Origin of the sequence: Hyunsoonleella aestuarii (genome assembly GCF_006148925.1) — a bacterium.
Classification (GTDB): Bacteria; Bacteroidota; Bacteroidia; order Flavobacteriales; family Flavobacteriaceae; genus Algibacter_D; species Algibacter_D aestuarii.
This window is the reverse complement of record NZ_VAWB01000001.1, coordinates 43512-61594: the sequence shown is the minus strand read 5'-3', so window position 1 is coordinate 61594 and position 18083 is coordinate 43512. Positions and strand designations below refer to the sequence as shown.

The 18083-nt window shown below is 32.6% G+C and carries 21 protein-coding genes; 15 read left to right on the top strand and 6 right to left on the bottom strand.

Features of this window, described 5'->3' with window-relative positions; translation table 11 throughout:
• Nucleotides 1-62: 62 nt before the first annotated feature.
• The gene (locus tag FEF17_RS00315; protein ID WP_139000381.1) at nt 63-425 is read left to right on the top strand and encodes a CoA-binding protein; all 363 of its coding nucleotides are present in this window, start codon (nt 63-65) and stop codon (nt 423-425) included.
• Here FEF17_RS00315 and FEF17_RS00310 read toward each other — a convergent pair.
• A complete protein-coding gene (locus FEF17_RS00310) occupies nt 396-1844 on the bottom strand; it encodes a sodium:solute symporter (protein WP_139000380.1) in 1449 nt (482 codons plus the stop codon). The genes FEF17_RS00315 and FEF17_RS00310 overlap by 30 nt on opposite strands.
• Nucleotides 1845-1965: 121 nt before the next feature.
• Here FEF17_RS00310 and recR point away from each other — a divergent pair, with 121 nt between their 5' ends.
• From recR to FEF17_RS00290, 4 genes are all read left to right on the top strand, one after another.
• Nucleotides 1966-2583 carry a recombination mediator RecR gene (gene recR / locus FEF17_RS00305; RefSeq protein WP_139000379.1) on the top strand — a complete coding sequence of 206 codons (618 nt, stop codon included), beginning with the start codon at nt 1966-1968 and terminating at the stop codon, nt 2581-2583.
• A 33-nt stretch (nt 2584-2616) separates the two neighbouring features.
• Entirely contained in the window at nt 2617-3423 is an 807-nt protein-coding gene (locus tag FEF17_RS00300) for a glycosyltransferase (RefSeq protein WP_139000378.1), read from the top strand.
• Nucleotides 3424-3559: 136 nt separating this feature from the next.
• Entirely contained in the window at nt 3560-4630 is a 1071-nt protein-coding gene (locus tag FEF17_RS00295; protein ID WP_246046764.1) for a glycosyltransferase, read from the top strand.
• 148 nt (nt 4631-4778) lie between these two features.
• A complete protein-coding gene (locus tag FEF17_RS00290; RefSeq protein ID WP_139000376.1) occupies nt 4779-6095 on the top strand; it encodes a dihydrolipoamide acetyltransferase family protein in 1317 nt (438 codons plus the stop codon).
• Nucleotides 6096-6178: 83 nt separating this feature from the next.
• Here the strand turns inward: FEF17_RS00290 and FEF17_RS00285 are convergent, their stop codons facing one another.
• From FEF17_RS00285 to FEF17_RS00275, 3 genes are read right to left on the bottom strand one after another with little or no spacing between them, the layout of a single operon-like run.
• Nucleotides 6179-6430, bottom strand: coding sequence for a hypothetical protein (locus tag FEF17_RS00285; protein ID WP_139000375.1), 252 nt, complete (start codon nt 6428-6430; stop codon nt 6179-6181).
• A complete protein-coding gene (locus FEF17_RS00280) occupies nt 6423-6821 on the bottom strand; it encodes a DUF4126 domain-containing protein (protein WP_139000374.1) in 399 nt (132 codons plus the stop codon). The genes FEF17_RS00285 and FEF17_RS00280 overlap by 8 nt, the downstream gene beginning before the upstream one ends.
• 10 nt (nt 6822-6831) lie before the next feature.
• Nucleotides 6832-7371: an RNA polymerase sigma factor gene (locus FEF17_RS00275; RefSeq protein WP_139000373.1), complete on the bottom strand. Its 540-nt coding sequence runs from the start codon at nt 7369-7371 to the stop codon at nt 6832-6834.
• Between the two features lie 173 nt (nt 7372-7544).
• On the opposite strand from FEF17_RS00275, the gene FEF17_RS00270 reads away from it, so the two are divergent.
• The 9 genes from FEF17_RS00270 (at nt 7545) to FEF17_RS00230 (ending at nt 14179) form a co-directional block, all read left to right on the top strand.
• Nucleotides 7545-8321: a 3'-5' exonuclease gene (locus tag FEF17_RS00270; protein WP_139000372.1), complete on the top strand. Its 777-nt coding sequence runs from the start codon at nt 7545-7547 to the stop codon at nt 8319-8321.
• A 1-nt stretch (nt 8322) separates the two neighbouring features.
• Nucleotides 8323-8934 (top strand): fumarylacetoacetate hydrolase family protein, encoded by a 612-nt coding sequence (locus FEF17_RS00265; RefSeq protein ID WP_139000371.1) that lies wholly within the window; start codon nt 8323-8325, stop codon nt 8932-8934.
• The gene (locus FEF17_RS00260; RefSeq protein WP_139000370.1) at nt 8934-9275 is read left to right on the top strand and encodes an Hpt domain-containing protein; all 342 of its coding nucleotides are present in this window, start codon (nt 8934-8936) and stop codon (nt 9273-9275) included. Before FEF17_RS00265 ends, FEF17_RS00260 begins: the two co-directional genes overlap by 1 nt.
• A gap of 2 nt (nt 9276-9277) precedes the next feature.
• Nucleotides 9278-10528 (top strand): competence/damage-inducible protein A, encoded by a 1251-nt coding sequence (locus FEF17_RS00255; RefSeq protein WP_139000369.1) that lies wholly within the window; start codon nt 9278-9280, stop codon nt 10526-10528.
• Between the two features lie 83 nt (nt 10529-10611).
• Nucleotides 10612-10848: a 50S ribosomal protein L28 gene (rpmB, locus tag FEF17_RS00250; RefSeq protein ID WP_072402996.1), complete on the top strand. Its 237-nt coding sequence runs from the start codon at nt 10612-10614 to the stop codon at nt 10846-10848.
• Between the two features lie 24 nt (nt 10849-10872).
• A complete protein-coding gene (gene rpmG, locus FEF17_RS00245; RefSeq protein WP_007648529.1) occupies nt 10873-11055 on the top strand; it encodes a 50S ribosomal protein L33 in 183 nt (60 codons plus the stop codon).
• 13 nt (nt 11056-11068) lie between these two features.
• The gene (locus tag FEF17_RS00240) at nt 11069-11221 is read left to right on the top strand and encodes a DUF4295 domain-containing protein (RefSeq protein WP_139000368.1); all 153 of its coding nucleotides are present in this window, start codon (nt 11069-11071) and stop codon (nt 11219-11221) included.
• A 243-nt stretch (nt 11222-11464) separates the two neighbouring features.
• On the top strand, nt 11465-12418 hold the full coding sequence (gene ftsY, locus FEF17_RS00235; RefSeq protein ID WP_139000367.1) for a signal recognition particle-docking protein FtsY: 954 nt from the start codon (nt 11465-11467) through the stop codon (nt 12416-12418).
• A gap of 132 nt (nt 12419-12550) precedes the next feature.
• The gene (locus tag FEF17_RS00230; protein ID WP_139000366.1) at nt 12551-14179 is read left to right on the top strand and encodes an amidase family protein; all 1629 of its coding nucleotides are present in this window, start codon (nt 12551-12553) and stop codon (nt 14177-14179) included.
• Here FEF17_RS00230 and FEF17_RS00225 read toward each other — a convergent pair.
• The gene (locus FEF17_RS00225; protein WP_139000365.1) at nt 14176-15252 is read right to left on the bottom strand and encodes a serine hydrolase domain-containing protein; all 1077 of its coding nucleotides are present in this window, start codon (nt 15250-15252) and stop codon (nt 14176-14178) included. The two genes, FEF17_RS00230 and FEF17_RS00225, sit on opposite strands and share 4 nt — an antisense overlap.
• Nucleotides 15253-15336: 84 nt before the next feature.
• Between FEF17_RS00225 and rimO the strand changes: the two genes are divergently transcribed.
• On the top strand, nt 15337-16638 hold the full coding sequence (rimO, locus tag FEF17_RS00220) for a 30S ribosomal protein S12 methylthiotransferase RimO (RefSeq protein WP_139000364.1): 1302 nt from the start codon (nt 15337-15339) through the stop codon (nt 16636-16638).
• 159 nt (nt 16639-16797) lie between these two features.
• On the opposite strand, the gene FEF17_RS00215 is transcribed toward rimO, so the two are convergent.
• The gene (locus FEF17_RS00215) at nt 16798-18060 is read right to left on the bottom strand and encodes a carboxypeptidase-like regulatory domain-containing protein (RefSeq protein ID WP_139000363.1); all 1263 of its coding nucleotides are present in this window, start codon (nt 18058-18060) and stop codon (nt 16798-16800) included.
• Nucleotides 18061-18083 lie beyond the last annotated feature (23 nt).

The window sequence follows — 18083 nt, the reverse complement described above, 5'->3', positions numbered from 1 at the left end:
GGTAGACGATTCAATTTATTTATAGTTACAGCCTTTAACACGCATTAACATATTTTTAACAGATGAGAAAAAAAACACTAGTATTTGGGGCTTCACTTAAACCAAATAGATATTCCAATTATGCGATTCAACGTTTAGTTGCTAATAACACAGAAGTTGTTGCTTTTGGTCTTAAAAAAGGCAGTGTAGCAGGTGTAGATATTGATGATAACTTACTCGAATATGATAATATTGATACGGTTACGCTTTATTTAAATAAAAAGCGGCAAACAGCTTATTATGAGTATATCATTTCTTTAAAACCTGGACGCGTTATTTTTAACCCAGGAACAGAGAATCCAGAGTTTTATACCATTTTGAAAGAAAATAATATATTATTCGAAGCTTCATGCACTTTAGTTTTGCTTGCTACGAATCAATATTAACCCCAAAAATGTAAGTAAACCATTTATTATTAATATTTCAAATCCAATTTGATAGCCATTTAATAAATCAACAGAATAAGCATTAATAATAAATGAAAGGATAGGAGCAATAAGAGCTATTATCCATACATATTTATCTTTTAGTTGTGTTTTTGTTAATATGCCAAAGGCAAATAAGCCAAGAAGGGGGCCATAGGTATATCCAGCAGCTTTGAACAACTCCCAAATTACCGATACATCTTTAAAGATAGCTTCAAACATTACAATAACAAAAATTAATAAAACACTTACGCCTATGTGTACCTGCTTTCTAACTTTTTTTTGTGACTCTTTCGGTTTTTTATCAAGCTCAATAATATCAATACAAAATGAAGTTGTTAATGACGTTAAAGCGGAATCGGCACTAGAGTAAGCAGCAGCAATTAAACCTAATAGAAAAAATGAAGATGTGAGTACGCCAATTTCTGGTAACATCGCTATGGTTGGAAACAAGTCATCTTTGGTTGCTGTAACACCATTTTGTGCGGCATATTGAGTAAGTAAAAGTCCTAAAGCTAAGAAAAGGATGTTAACAAAAATTAATATGATACTGAAAGAAACCATGTTTTTCTGAGCTTCTTTTAAGTTTTTACAAGTCAAATTCTTTTGCATCATATCTTGGTCAAGACCAGTCATTGTAATTGTAATGAACATTCCTGCTAAAAAACTTTTAATAAAGTATTGCGCATCATTAACGTCATCAAAAAAGAATACTTTACTCATACTGCTATCTTTAATATTGCTATATATTTCAGATATACTATTTAAATCTAGAGCGGAAGCTAGAAAGAATATAGTTACAACTACCGAAATAAGCATGAAAAGTGTTTGTAAAGTATCTGTAAATATGATGGTTTTAATGCCACCTTTAAATGTATAAAGCCAAATTAAAGCAATCGTTATTATTACTGTTATTGTAAATGGTATTTCGAATTGATCAAAAATAAGTAGCTGAAGCACCTTGGCAACTAAAAAAAGCCGAAACGCAGCACCAACGGTTCTAGAAATTAAAAACGAAATTGAACCAGTCTTATAGCTCGTATTTCCAAATCTATCTTTTAAATAAGTATAAATAGATGTTAGATTTAATTTGTAATAAATGGGTAGCAAAACATAAGCAATAACTAAATACCCAAAAAAGTAACCGAATACGACCTGAAGATAACCAAACTGTTTGGCTTCAACAGCACCAGGAACCGAAATAAAGGTAACACCAGATAAAGATGCACCAATCATTCCAAATGCAACTAAATACCATGGCGCAGTTTTATTTGCCTTGAAAAAAGCTTCATTAGAATCGTCTTTTCCTGTGAAATAAGAAATAAGAATTAGTACGCCAAAATAGGCTACTATTAAAAGTATAATTTGGGTTGCTGCCATAAACTCAATTGAAGTTTTGAAAGTACAAATATTAACTTTCAATTTCCAAATGTACTAAGGGTAATTTGAATGAATTATGTAAAATTAGTTAAATTCATATCGAAATGGTAATTTCGCAAACATGGAATTTTCGTCAAAATTACTTGAAAATGCGGTTAATGAAGTATCTCAGCTACCAGGGATAGGAAAGAGAACTGCTCTTCGTTTGGTGTTGCATTTATTACGTCAACCTAATGAACAAACTGATGCGCTTTCTCAAGCCCTTCAGATGATGCGTAATAATATTAAATTCTGTAAATCTTGTAATAACATTAGTGACTTAGAGGTATGTGAGATTTGTTCGAACCCAAATAGAGATATTGGTTTAATTTGTGTAGTTGAAGATGTTCGTGATGTAATGGCAATAGAAAACACGAGCTCTTTTAGGGGGCTATATCATGTTTTAGGTGGTAAAATTTCTCCAATGGATGGTATTGGTCCACATGATTTAAATATTAAATTGTTAGTTGATAAAGTGAAAGAGGGAAAAGTGAAAGAGTTGATTTTTGCACTAAGTTCTACAATGGAGGGAGATACAACTAATTTTTATATTTATAAACAAATACAAGATTACGACGTTGATATTTCTACAATTGCCAGAGGAGTATCAGTGGGTGATGAATTGGAATATGCGGATGAAATAACACTTGGAAGAAGTATCGTGAATAGAGTTCCATTTGAGGCCTCTTTAAAACTTTAGTTTTTTATAAATTGTATAGCTACCCTTAATGTTATGAAAAATTGTATAGCAATTTTGTTACCACATTATAATAACTGTAATGGCCTACGATTATCATTAAAATCATTAATTAACGAAAGAGAAACTTTTACACTTTTTGTTTATGACGATGGGAGTAATGATTTTAATTGCGTTGAACAAATCATTAATGAGTTTGATAAATATTATCATATTGTTTTAAAGAGGAATGATGTAAACTTGGGAATTACTAAAACATTAAATAAAGGGCTTGAATTTATCTTAAAATGTGATGAATATAAATATGTGGCAAGATTGGATGCGGGTGATATTTTTCTAAACGATAGACTGAAAAAACAAAAGCTTTTTCTTGAAAATCATCAAGACGTATATTTAGTTGGTAGTTGGGTTAGGTTTGTAAACATGAATAGGGAGGTTTTATTCATTTTTAAACCGCCTACTCAACATCAAAAAATAAAAAGAGCAATACACATGTACAATCCATTTATGCATTCTTCCGTGATGTTTAAAATTGAAATAATTCATACAGTTGGTTTATATCCGGAAAATTATCCAGCATTAGAGGATCATGCATATTTTTTTAAAATTATAAAAAAGTTTAAAACGGCAATATTAAATGAAGTATTACTGGAATATGAAATTAATCCAAATGCTATAACCAATGTGATGCGTAACCAACAAACGAAAAGTAGATTGAGTTTGTTATTGAAGGAATATAAGTTTGGTTGGTTTACCTCAATTGGCTTATTAAGGGCTTTGTTAACTTTATTTTTACCCCCAAATTTTTTGACCTTTATGAAAAGACGATTTTTCTACAGATAGCCCTTTTAAATAAATTACATAGAGTATTTAAGTAAAAGTTTAAAGGTTTATTTTAAGTTTAATAAATAATTATGAAACTAAAATTGATTGATATTTGAGATTTTGAATTTATTCTATTAGAATTTTGTGATTTATAATGAAGACGAGAGTATTACATATTTCTGAAACATTTGCAGGTGGAGTTTATCTGTACATTAAGGATATTTGTAAATATACGGAAGAAAACGAAAATGTTCAAAATTTCGTGATTTATAGTGGAAAAAGGAAGGGGACAGATTTTGAAAAATTCCCTAAGGATTTCTCCCAAAATACCAAGTTAATCCAGATTGATATGGAGCGAGAGATTTCGCCCATAAAAGATTTAAGAAGCGTGGTAAGAATTTCAAAATTGATAAAGGAAATTGCTCCCAACGTTATTCATTTACATTCTTCAAAAGGAGGTGTTCTTGGTAGGATTGCTTCCAGAAACTATTCTGGCGCAAAATTATTTTATACACCGAATGGCTATTCTTTTGTGAGAAAAGATATATCTATTTTTAAACGATTAATGTTTAAGCTTATAGAATCGACAGTAAATAAAATATTTGGAGGAATTACAATTGCTTGCGGAGATACAGAGTATGAATATGCAAAAAATATTGGAAAGGCTATACTTATTAGAAATGGAGTAAATCTTGCGGAGATTTCCAAATATTGTGAGGAGAGTAAATCAAGTAAAATAATTATTGGTACTGTTGGTAGATTAAGCCATCAAAAAAACCCTATTTTATTTAACCGAATTGCAAATAAGTTTAAAGAGGTTGATTTTGTTTGGGTTGGTGATGGTAAACTTAAAAATGTTTTTGATTCAGAAAATATATCGGTTACTGGGTGGCTTACAAGAAATGAGGTGCACCAAGAGGTCAATAAGTTTGATGTTTACTTACAAACATCTTTATGGGAGGGTCTTCCATTTTCTATTATTGAAGCGATGGCACTAAAAAAACCTATAGTTGCTAATAATGTTATAGGTAACAAAGATGCTGTTTTTAATGAAAAAAATGGCTACTTATGCGAGAGTCTTCATGATTTTGAAAATGCCATTAGAAAATTAATAACCGACACTTCTATTAAAAAAGAAATGGGAAATCAATCTTTTAAAATTGCGCAAGAATTATTTGATAGAAATAGAAGCCTTAAAGAACTATTTGAAGTCTATTCAAAATAATGACATTCTTTTTTAAGAAAAAGGTTGTAATTTTGAGTTTCAAAGCAATTTTATTACAGTTAATAATTGTATTGTATTTTCAGTTAATTAGTTATTTTTTTATTAATTTTGCAATCGAAATTTAATTAATAGTTATTTTTTTAAGAATATGGCAAATTTTGAGCTTAGGTTACCAAAAATGGGTGAGAGTGTTGCAGAGGCAACAATAACCTCTTGGTTAAAGCAAGTTGGAGATGCAATTGAATTAGATGAACCAATTTTGGAGATAGCTACCGATAAAGTGGATAGCGAAGTGCCTAGTGAAGTAGATGGTGTTTTGAAAGAAATCTTCTTTAATGTTGATGATGTGGTACAAGTGGGCCAAGTCTTGGCTCTTATAGAAATAGAAAGTGAGGATAATAATGCTGTTGAATATTCTAAAGATGAAGATGTTATTCAAGAATCTGTAGTAGAAGAAATTACTGATAAAATTGCCGAAGCTAAAGCTACTGTTTCGTCAATATCTTCAAGTAATGAACGCTTCTATTCTCCATTGGTAAAAAATATTGCTAAAGCAGAAGCTGTTTCTCAAGAGGAACTAGATGCAATAACAGGTACAGGAAAAGATAATAGAGTAACTAAAAATGATATTTTAGATTACATTAAAAACAGGAGTGCGGCTCCAAAACAAGAAATAACTACAACTCAAGTTTCTGCTGCTCCATCTAAACCAATTGAAGTACCTAAGGTTGATAAACCAAAGCCAGTTGTTAATGGCGAAGATGAGATTATTGAAATGACAAGAATGGGTAAACTTGTTGCTCATCATATGGTGCAATCTTTGCAAACTTCGGCACACGTTCAAAGTTTTATAGAGGCAGATGTCACCAAAATTTGGAATTGGAGAAAAAAAGTAAAAGATGAGTTCATGAAGCGAGAAGGGGAGAATTTAACTTTTACCCCAATATTTATGGAAGCTGTTGCCAAGGCACTGCGTGATTATCCAATGATGAATATTTCTGTGCAGGATAACACGATTATTAAAAAGAAAAATATCAACTTAGGCATGGCTGCTGCATTACCAGATGGTAATTTAATTGTGCCAGTTATTAAGAATGCCGATCAGTTAAACTTAGTTGGTATGACCAAGCAAGTGAACGATTTGGCTAACCGAGCGCGATTTAATCAATTAAAACCAGATGATATTCAAGGTGGAACTTATACCGTTACTAATGTTGGTACTTTTGGCAGTATAATGGGAACTCCAATAATTAATCAGCCACAAGTAGGAATTTTAGCTTTAGGAGCTATAAGAAAAGTTCCTGCCGTAATAGAAACAGAAGAAGGTGATTTTATAGGTATTCGCTATAAAATGTTTATGTCTCACTCATACGATCACCGAGTAGTCAATGGGGCTTTAGGCGGTATGTTTGTTAAAGCTGTTAAAGATTATTTAGAAGCTTGGGATAGTGATAGGGAGATCTAAACTTATTATTTCTATGAAGAGGAAATATTAAATAAAAAGCACACCCAAAATGATGTGCTTTTTTATTTTTTAATTGTAATCTTTTATTCTAATTCTTCAACGTAAAACCCTTTAGATTTTACCATATCAATAATTTCTTTTTCACTCAAGTATTTACTGGCTTCAATTCTTAATACTCGGTCAATATCTTCTAGATCTACTGAGCATTGAATGATTTTTGGGTTTGAGTTTAGTAAAAACTCTATAACGTTCATATCTGATTCAGATTCAATATTAGTTTTAAAAACATAAATATTATTTGGAGTTTTATGTTTCAAATAAAAAGGGCTAATCATTAGGTTCTTCTTTATTAGTTCGACGAATTACGTAATCTTCATAGGCTTTGTTTCCTTCCTCTTTCCAAAAGTTGTCATAATGTTTCCATTTAGAAAATTCTCCCTTGGATTCATTTTTGCAATTTGATTTTTTAGAGGATGATTTGTCTTTCCCGCCAAAACCTCCACAACCACCTAAAAGAATTTTGAATAAAATAAAAATACCAACAGCTTCCCAAAAAGTTAGTGTTGTTAGACCAAAAATCATTGGCATTAACCAATTCCAAAGCCACATGATTACAAAACCGAAAAGCATTGCTAATCCAGTTATAAATATGGTTCCAAAGATTATCATTCCGGCAATTTCTCCTGGAGATTTGCCTCTCATTTTGTGTTTAAAGTAATTTGACATGTTTTTTGTTTTAACTAATTATTTCTTTTTTAGATTTTAAATTTTTATACAATAGTGATATTGCTCTGTGTCTTCGTGACATTAATGTGCCCGTAGGAATTCCAGTTTCTTGTTCAATTTCTTTATAGGTGTAACCTTCAAAGTCAATTGCTATTATTATATTTTTGTAGTTTGGTTTAAGCCTAATAATTGCTTCTTTTAATTCTTCTTTCATTTGTTCAGGATATAAATCAGAGGGTGTTTCATAAATTAAAGCGGCAAATTCATTTAATTTATCTTCGTTTTGTGAGTAATATTCCGTTTTCTTGCTATTCGACCTTAAAACGTCAATGATTTTGTTACGCATTGCTCGGTAAACAAATCCAGCAACATTATTAATTGGTGAATACCTATCAGCGCTAGTGAATAATTTTAAAGCCACATCTTGAATAATGTCTTCAGCATCTCTATTAACACTTGCTTTAAGATTAGAACTTACATAGGATTTTAACGAAGAATATTCTTCGTTAAAAAACACACCTAATTTCTTACTGTTTTCTGATTGGCTCATATTGCTTTTTGTACAGCTATCAACTATAAAGACGTAATTTTTAAAATCTATTGCATTTTTTCTATAATATCTTGACGATTTAAGTTTAGATCTGTTTCAGGAATTAAAAGTTAATTTAACTCATAACTCAATAATTCATTATTCTAATTACATTTGTTAAAAATTAAATGTAAATGCAACTAAACCTAACGAAACCAATCTGTTTTTTCGATTTAGAAACAACTGGAATCAACATCTCAAAAGATCGCATCGTTGAAATAGCTATACTTAAAGTACATCCTAATGGTAAAGAAGAAAGGCATCGTTGGATTGTTAACCCAGAAATGCCTATTCCGGAAGAAGTATCTAAAATTCATGGTATTTGGGATAAAGATGTTGAAGGAAAGCCAACGTTTAAAGAATTGGCAAAAGAGATTCAAGTCATTATAAAAGATTCAGATTTAGGTGGGTTTAATTCTAATCGATTCGATATTCCGCTATTAGCGGAGGAGATGTTACGAGCAGAGGTAGATTTCGATATGAAGAATCGATTATCAATAGATGTGCAAACCATTTACCACAAAATGGAACAAAGAAACTTGGGTGCAGCTTATAAATTTTATTGCAACAAAGATTTAACCAATGCTCATACAGCTGAAGCTGATACTTTAGCAACCTATGAAGTACTTAAAGCACAAGTTGAAAAATATGAGGAGTTAGAAAACAACTCCAAGTTCTTATCGGAGTTTAGTTCGCGTAAAAAGTTTGCAGATTTTGCAGGATTTATAGCCTTTAATAAAGAGGGTGAAGAATGTTTTTCATTTGGGAAACACAAGGGTAAATTAGTAACAGAGGTTTTAGAAAAAGAACCAGGTTATTTTGGGTGGTTATTAAATGCAGATTTTCCGTTGTACACCAAAAAAGTTTTAACGGCTATTAAGCTTAGAAGTTTTAATAATAAGTTGGCATAAAATGAAACTCATTTGTATTGGTCGCAATTACACCGAACATATTAAGGAGCTAGAGAACGAAAAGCCCTCAGATCCTGTTGTATTTCTAAAACCCGACACGGCAATTCTTCTTAAAAAACAGCCTTTTTTCATTCCAGATTTTTCTGAAGATGTACATCACGAAGTAGAAGTTTTAGTAAAAATAAATAGAGTGGGTAAGTTTATTAATAGGAAATTTGCTCATAAATATTACGATGAAATAGGTCTCGGAATCGATTTTACAGCACGCGATTTACAAGCTAAACTTAAGTCAAAGGGCTTGCCATGGGAAAAAGCTAAAGCTTTTGATGGAGCCGCAGTAATTGGTAATTGGATACCAGTTAATGAGTTAACTAATGTTAATGATATTGAATTTTCTTTAAAAAAGAACGAAGAAATTGTTCAAAATGGAAATACAAGTCACATGTTATGGAAAATTGATGAATTAATAGAATATGTGTCTAAATATTTTACTTTAAAGATTGGAGATATTATATTTACAGGGACTCCTGCAGGAGTTGGCAAAGTAATTGCTAATGATAAGTTAAAAGGATTTATAGAAAACAAAGAAATGTTTTCAATAACAGTAAAGTAATGGAACAACACTATAAATTATTTAGAGTAAAGGAATTAGCAGATAATGATGCTGATTTTATCCAAACCTTGGCAGAAACTTTTTTAGAAGAAGTGTTTGTTGATGCAGAACGTTTAAAAGTAGCCGTTGCTGAAAAAAATTACCAAGAGGCTTATCAGGCGGCGCATAAAATGAAACCAACTGTAGATTTATTCGAGTTAGGGATATTAGATGACCTTATTGAAGTTCAAGATTGGGGTAAGTTTACTAAAACAGATGTTGACATTTCGGATAAGTTAAATATCGTTATTACCGCTGTGGACAATGCTTTAGCCGAAATAAAATCTGACTTTAATCTGTAATCATGCAATGTGAAATTATCACTATTGGTGATGAGTTGTTAATAGGTCAGGTAGTTGATACGAACTCTGCCTATATTGCTAAGCAACTTAATAAAATAGGCGTATCCGTATATCAAATTACTTCGGTACAAGATGATAAAAGCCATATACTTCAGGCTTTTAAAGATGCCGAAAGTCGGGTAGACATCATAATTATTACAGGAGGTCTTGGGCCTACCAAAGATGATATTACTAAAAGAACAATAGCAGAATATTTCAATGATGTGCTTGTTAGAGATGAAGCGGTTCTAGAGAATATAAAAATACTTTGGGATAAGTATATCCGTCAAAAGTTACTTCAAGTTAATATAGATCAAGCTTTAGTGCCTTCCAAGGCTAAAGTTTTAATGAATAAACTAGGAACGGCCCCTGGTATGTGGTTAGATAAAGGAAATAAAACTTTTATATCACTACCTGGTGTGCCTTACGAGATGAGGACGCTTCTTTCTAACAAAGTTATTCCAAAATTAAAAGAGAAATATCATTTTCCATTTATATTACATCGCACACTAATTGTATATGGGTTAGGAGAGAGTACGCTAGCTGCAAGAATTGAATCTTGGGAAGATGCATTGCCTAAACATATTAAATTAGCTTATTTACCTAATTTAGGTAAAATGAGATTGAGGCTTTCTGCAAAAGGTTTTGATGAGAATCAAATAAGAAATGAGGTGCAAGAGCAAATAGATAAAGTACTACCACTTATTGAAAAAGAATTTTTTGGTTACGAAGACGAAGACGGAAACGAAGAAGCTGTTGTGGCGAATCAATTAACTAAAATTGGAAAAACTCTAGCGATTGCAGAAAGTTGTACTGGTGGAAAATTAGCACAATTATTTACATCGAAACCAGGGGCATCACAATATTTAAAAGGAGGCGTAGTTGCATATGCAACACAATCTAAAATAGATGTGTTGAATGTGCCTGAGCAACTTATTAATGAGCACTCAGTTGTTAGTGCTGAAGTTGCAAGTGCTATGGCGAAAAATGTTTTAAAATTGTACAAGTCAGATTTTGCGATAGCAACCACAGGAAATGCAGGTCCAACAAAAGGAGATTCTAATGCCGAAGTTGGCACGGTCTTTATAGCAATTGCTACTGCAGACAAGGTTTTTTGTGAAGAATTTAATTTCGGAAATCACCGTGAAAAAGTAATCAATAAAGGGGTCAATAAAGCACTCGAAATGTTACAAAAAGAAATTTTTAAAAATTGATAAAAATTAGGTTGTCATAATATAAAGAATTTGTATATTTGCACCTCGATTTTAAGCAACAAAAGAATTTAAAGTAATATAGAATGTCTAGAGTTTGTGAACTTACAGGAAAGAAGGCAATGGTTGGGAACAATGTGTCTCATGCATTAAATAGAACTAAGCGCAAATTTAATGCGAATTTAGTAAAGAAACGTTTTTACATTCCAGAGGAAGATAAGTGGGTAACACTAAAAGTTTCTACATCTGCTTTAAAAACTATTAACAAAATAGGTATCTCTGCAGCAATTAAAGAAGCGAAATCTAAAGGATTTTTAAAATAAGAGCTGTTTAATTAAGTATAAGACATGGCAAAGAAAGGTAACAGAATACAAGTAATCTTAGAGTGCACGGAGCACAAAGAGTCTGGTCAACCAGGAACTTCTAGATATATTACAACAAAGAACAAAAAGAATACGCCAGATAGAATGGAAATTAAAAAATTTAATCCTATTCTCAAGCGTATGACAGTACATAAAGAAATTAAGTAAACAGCAGTAAGTCATGGCAAAGAAAGCAGTAGCATCATTACAAACAGGATCCAAGAGATTAACAAAGGCTATAAAAATGGTGAAATCTCCAAAAACAGGAGCTTACATGTTTGTTGAATCAATAATGAGTCCAGATCAAGTTAACGACTTTTTAAACAAAAAATAAAAGGTTTCGTTATTAAAATATTATAAGCTGCTTTCACTAAGAAAGCAGCTTTTTTATTTTTATATTTGAACGATGTACTGCCATAATAGCAGTAAAAATTTGTGGTAAAGAAATTGTAATACATATTTGGGCGTTACTTTATAGGGAGCCTTTTCACAATACATGGTAGGTTGCTAAATTCCCTGACGCAGAATTAAAATCCATTTGGGCTTAAAACCCAAAACAAACAAATAAAAATTTTTAATGAGTTTTTTTAAAAAAATATTTTCCTCAGAAAAAAAGGAAACACTAGATAAAGGTTTAGAAAAATCTAAATCAAGCTTTTTTGGAAAGTTAAGTAAGGCCGTTGCAGGAAAGTCTAAAGTAGATGATGAAGTTTTAGATAATCTTGAAGAAGTTTTAGTCTCTAGTGATGTAGGGGTAAATACCACTTTAAAGATTATTGAACGCATTGAAGAGCGTGTTTCAAAAGATAAATACTTGGGTACAGACGAATTGAATCAAATATTACGAGAAGAAATCGCTGGTTTATTGAGCGAAACTAATACAGGTGAGGAAACAGAGTTTACTGTACCTCTAGACAAAAAACCTTATGTAATAATGGTTGTTGGTGTTAACGGAGTTGGTAAAACAACTACTATTGGAAAACTTGCTTATCAATTTAAAAAACAAGGGTTAAATGTTGTATTAGGAGCGGCAGATACATTTAGAGCAGCAGCTATAGATCAGCTTCAAGTTTGGGCTGATAGAGTAGGTGTTCCACTTGTAAAGCAGTCTATGGGAAGTGACCCAGCTTCCGTAGCTTTCGATACGTTACAAAGTGCGGTAACTCAAAATGCCGATGTTGTCATTATCGATACTGCAGGGCGTTTGCATAATAAGGTGAATTTAATGAATGAGCTTACTAAAGTGAAGCGAGTGATGCAAAAAGTGGTAGATAATACACCAAATGATGTTTTATTAGTTTTAGATGGTTCTACAGGACAGAATGCATTTGAACAGGCAAAGCAATTTACCGCAGCAACTGAAGTTACTTCGTTGACAGTAACTAAGCTAGATGGTACGGCAAAAGGCGGTGTTGTGATTGGTATCTCAGATCAATTTCAAATACCAGTTAAATATATTGGTGTAGGCGAGGGGATTGAAGATTTACAGGTATTTAACAAATATGAGTTTGTAGATTCGTTTTTTAAGTAATACGTTTAGTGCTTTATTTTACAGTGGTATTGTTTAAATCTTCATACCTGATTTAAAAGGTATATACTCCTTAATTTAGATGGCTTCTTATTTTATGTCTTCTATTTAGTATTTTTATAAAAAATACTAGCCATGCGATTAATCTTACTCCTTCTATTACTGTTATTATTCACTTGTAAAAATTCTGAATCAAATAAAATTCCGAATGAGAATTCAACTGATATTAGTGCTATTTCTACTAAGGATTTTAGAGAGTTTCAAGTACTAGACTCTAGATATATTAAGAAAAAAGAGTTATGGCAGGCTTTTGAAAATGATCTTAAAAATTTTTCAGATGAAATTTATGATAGTTTAAAACCACTAATCCTTGACAAAGACATTCTACAACTTCAAGAAAATGTTGCCAAAGGTAAATTGTCTTATGAATTAATAACGAAATTTTATTTGTACCGTATAAGAAAGTTTGATCGAGAGAATACATTGTCTTTAAATGCTGTGATTGCATTAAATCCTAATGTAATAGAAGAAGCTATTCAAGCTGATAATACAGATTTTGAAGCTATGCCACATCCTATCTTCGGAATGCCTATTTTACTTAAAGATAATATCAATGCTAAAGGCATGCCTACAACTGCTGGAGCGGTAGCTTTGCAAAATAACAATGCAGAAGATTCATTTATAGTCAAGCGGTTAGAAGAAAATGGAGCAATTGTTTTAGGTAAAACCAATTTGAGTGAGTGGGCTTATTTCTTTTGTGGCGATTGTCCTAGTGGTTATAGTGCCATAGGAGGACAAACGTTAAACCCTTATGGTAGGCGTATTTTTGATACTGGCGGTTCAAGCTCAGGAAGTGGTGTGGCTGTTGCAGCCAATTTTGCAGTTGCAGCAGTTGGAAGTGAGACTTCGGGGTCTATATTATCTCCTTCAAGCCAGAATTCAGTAGTAGGACTTAAACCTACAATAGGTTTGCTAAGTAGAAGTGGTATTGTTCCAATCTCATCGACATTGGATACGGCTGGACCAATGACAAAGAATGTTAGTGATAATGCAATTTTATTGGATGCTATGTTCGGTTATGATGTTAACGATACCAAATCAATGGAAACTGGCAATGCATCTGGGTATTATTCAGAATTGATTAATGATAATTTACAAGACACAAGACTTGGTGTATTTAAAGCCTTGTTAAAAGATTCTCTGTATGCTCAAGCTATTTCCGATTTAAAGTCCAATGGAGCAGTAATCGTTGAAATTGAAGAAGAAGAGATAGAATTACCTAATTTCTTAAGACTCCTAAACCTAGATATGAAGGTTGATTTACAAATGTATTTGTCAAAATATGCAGGGAAAGAAGTTACTGTAAAAACTGTTCAAGATGTTATTCATTTTAACCAAAAAGACTCTGTAAACATAATGCCTTATGGTCAAAAGTTATTTAAAGGTATTGTTGCAGATAACGCAACAGATGATGAGTTTTTAGAAATTAAGAACACCTTAAAGAATAATGGGAAAAGATTTTTTGATAATCCAATGACTGCACATGAGCTTGATGGTTTCCTGTCTATTAACAACTATCATGCTGGGTTTGCCGCTGTTGCCGAATATCCTGCTATCACGGTGCCTATGGGTTATACGTCACTTGGAGAGCCCGAAGGTTTAACATTTATTAGTAAGCCTCTATCGGAAAGGGAATTATTGGGGTGGGCTTATGTTTACGAGCATGCTTCTAAAAGACGAGAAATGCCTAAAAACTACAATTAGTCTATTAAGTTATTAATCATTGCCCATAAGTCATTATCAAAATCAGAGCGCGCAAAACTAACACCATCTGCAGAATTTCCCATGCGCACAATAACTAGTTTCTTACTGGGTACTACATAAATTTTCTGGTCGTTCTTCCCCAAGGCTGCAAATGTGTCTGAAGGAGCATTGGGAATTAATTCACCATTAAATTCTAACTGACTTCCTGGTAAATGAAAACTCGATTTACCATTTAGCCACCATAAGAAACCATAAGATTCATTTATGTTTTGAGAGGTTTTGGTGGCCTCATCTATAAAAGTTTCGGGGACAATTTGTGAAGTGTCCCAATTACCTTTGGCATATATCATTAAACCAAAACGTGCCATACTTCTGGTATTGCTCCAGTATACATTAAAATCGTTGTTTTGAACCCATGAACCATTCATGCCGATTTTATCTTTCAAATTACGATCAAAATAGTTTTTCCAAGTGTCATTGCTTGCTGTAGCAACAACGTCCTGCATTTTTTTATAAACGTTATGATAAGCCCATCGCGTTCCTGCATCTGCTTTGTATTGGAGATTTTCTTTCGAAACATTGTCCCCAATACTATCATCAAGACCAGAATTCATGGATAGTAAATGTTTACAGGTAATAAGATTCTCTTTGTCAAGCGGTGCACTCGTCCATCCTGTACCCAAATAATCGGAAACCTTATTGCTCGAATTGATAATGCCTTCATTTTCGGCTATTCCGGCAAGAGTTGTTGTTAAAGTTTTACCTGCGCTTGCCCAGTACCAAAGTTTATTGGCGGCATGACCATTCATATAAGCTTCAATGGCAATTTTGCCATCATGAAGTATTAAAAAGCTTTTCGTGTTTTTCTCTTCTAGAAAATCTAAAAGCGGTTGTAACTCGTTAACATTCCAACCCAACTCTTCAATGGTTTTTGTTTCCCAATTTTCAGAATTTAGTGGAGGGAAATAGATACTGTTGTCATCATTGGGCAAATTGTTAGCAACTGAGTCGTCCGACGAGCAACTAAAAACAAGGCAAATACAGAAAACAATGTAGAAAAAGTTAATTTTCATAACAGTAGGTTTTTCATTTTGGACGTTCAAATATATAAAAGGTTTAATTAAGATTGTATCTTTGCGCCCTGATTTACAAAAGATATGCGCACAAAAACGCTTAAAAAAAATAGGATAAATGTTGTAACCCTGGGTTGCAGTAAAAATGTTTATGATAGCGAGGTTCTTATGGGGCAATTAAAGGCTTCTGGTAAGGATGTAGTGCATGAGGAAGAAGGTAATATCGTCGTAATTAACACCTGTGGTTTTATTAATAATGCTAAGGAAGAGAGTGTGAATACCATCCTGGAATTTATGCAAAAAAAGGAAGCGGGCGATGTAGATAAGGTATTTGTGACAGGATGTTTAAGTGAGCGATACAAGCCAGATTTACAAAAGGAAATTCCTAATGTAGATCAATATTTTGGTACGACTGAGTTACCGGGATTGCTAAAGGCTCTTGGAGCAGACTATAAACATGAATTAATAGGCGAACGTTTAACAACCACTCCAAAAAACTATGCCTACTTAAAAATAGCTGAAGGTTGCGACCGGCCGTGTTCGTTCTGTGCAATTCCTATAATGCGAGGTAAACATAGAAGTACCCCAATTGAAGAGCTTGTTACTGAAGCTGAAAAGTTAGCTTCAAATGGTGTTAAAGAATTAGTTCTTATTGCACAAGATTTAACCTATTACGGTCTGGATTTATATAAAAAACGAAACCTAGCAGAGCTTCTTGAAGCATTGGTAAAGGTTGATGGGATTGAATGGATTCGTTTGCATTACGCTTTTCCAACAGGGTTTCCGATGGACGTGTTAGATGTAATGAATCGAGAGCCTAAAATTTGTAATTATTTAGATATTCCGTTGCAGCATATTTCAGATTCCATTCTAAAAAGTATGCGTCGTGGCACAACCAAAGAAAAAACGACTAAGTTACTCAAAGAATTTAGAGAGAAAGTCCCAAATATCACCATTAGAACAACCTTAATTGTTGGCTATCCTGGAGAAACCGAAGAAGATTTCCAAGAGTTAAAACAATGGGTTGAGGAGATGCGATTTGAACGTTTAGGATGCTTTACTTATTCTCACGAAGAGAATACGCATGCCTACAATTTAAAAGATGATGTACCCGAAGACGTTAAGATAGATAGAGCAAACCAAATTATGGAAATTCAATCTCAAATTTCTTGGGAATTGAATCAACAAAAAATAGGACACACATATAAGGTTGTAATAGACAGAAAAGAAGGAAATTATTTTGTTGGACGTACAGAATTCGATTCTCCAGATGTTGATAACGAAGTGTTAATCGATGCCACAAAAACATACCTGAAAACAGGTGAATTTGCAACTGTAAAAATTACTGAAGCAGAAGACTTCGACTTGTATGCAGAGGTTGTTTAGTGTGTAATATGTAAAAGTATTCCTCCTTTATAAATCGACTAGATTATTCCAAAAACACCTATAAGTAGGTATTCTTCTTTATTTAGAAAACATTAGAAGACTCTTTTTAAGAGAAGAAAGCAGTATGATTGTAAATGTCCTGCTGTTAATTAATAATTATTAAGTCCGCTTTAACTGTTTTTGAATTTTTTTAATAGCATTCTCAATAGACTTTTCTGGTTCAATAATGTTGTATTCGCCCCAAAATTTTGGATCCGAAAAACCAGATGCTTTTTCACTTAAAATAGTTGTGGGTCTAATTAATTGACTGCGCACTTTAGCGATTTTGGTGTCTTTAATTTCCCAGTCGGTTATAGCCATTTCGCTATTAAGCGAATAAACACTATTAAATAACTTTCCTTTCCAATTGACTTTAAAAGTAAGTGAAATATTGCTATAAGCATAATGCCATTTACCATTGCTAGTACGGTAATTAACGCGGTACATCGCTTCAGTAGGATACACATCTACTTTTCTGGGTTTCTTTCTAATATACATTTGGCTAGAAAGTTCCTTGTTTTCAACATTTAAACTATAAACAGCACTCGTTAGCGCTAAAGTGTTTGAGTCTATATATAACTTGCCAAAATACAATGGCGTTTTAATATTTTGCTTTTGTTTAAAATTCACTACATAAACTAGGTTCTCATCTATCTGTGTTGATTCGCCAAAGCTGAAATTGTAAAATGCAAGGTCTTCTTTAGTAAATATAAACTCGGGATATTTAATGATATCAGTATATAAATTACTAAACGGTCCTCCCTGAAGTTTCAAAGCTATAGTATCTAGCTTAGAATAATCCGTGTTTTTACGAGCTTTTATGAGCTCAATATTGTCGTTTCTTTGATTATTATACGGCTGCTTGTGTATTTTGAAAACGGCTTCAGACAATGAGGCATTTTTACGTCTTTTTTTAATAGTTTCTCTATAAAAAGCAGTCATTAATGTGTTGTCATTATTGTATACTGTACTTTTTCTTGATAAGGTTTCTATAACGAGAGAACGAGCATCATCCTTGTAACGCAAAATGCTAACTTCGTCAAGTGGTGTTACAGCAGGCGTTAATTTTATCTTAGAGTTATTTTTGAAATTAGAAACTTTAAGATTAAGTTTTTCATATCCTAAATGGGTAATGGACAAAAGGCTATTGAGTAGGGTATTTGGAATTTTTAAGAGAAATTCACCATCGGTATTTGTAACTGTGCTAATATTAGTTTCATCTAGAACAATGTCTGCAAATACTAAAGGGGTATTAGTGTTTGCATCAATAATAATACCTTGGACTTCTTTAAATGCATTGTCCTGCTGTGCACTTGTTTTGTTTAAAACACAAATGAAAAATAAACTTGCTAATAAAACTGGGTAGGTGAGATTCGTTTTCATGACAATATTTTATAAAAATGAGC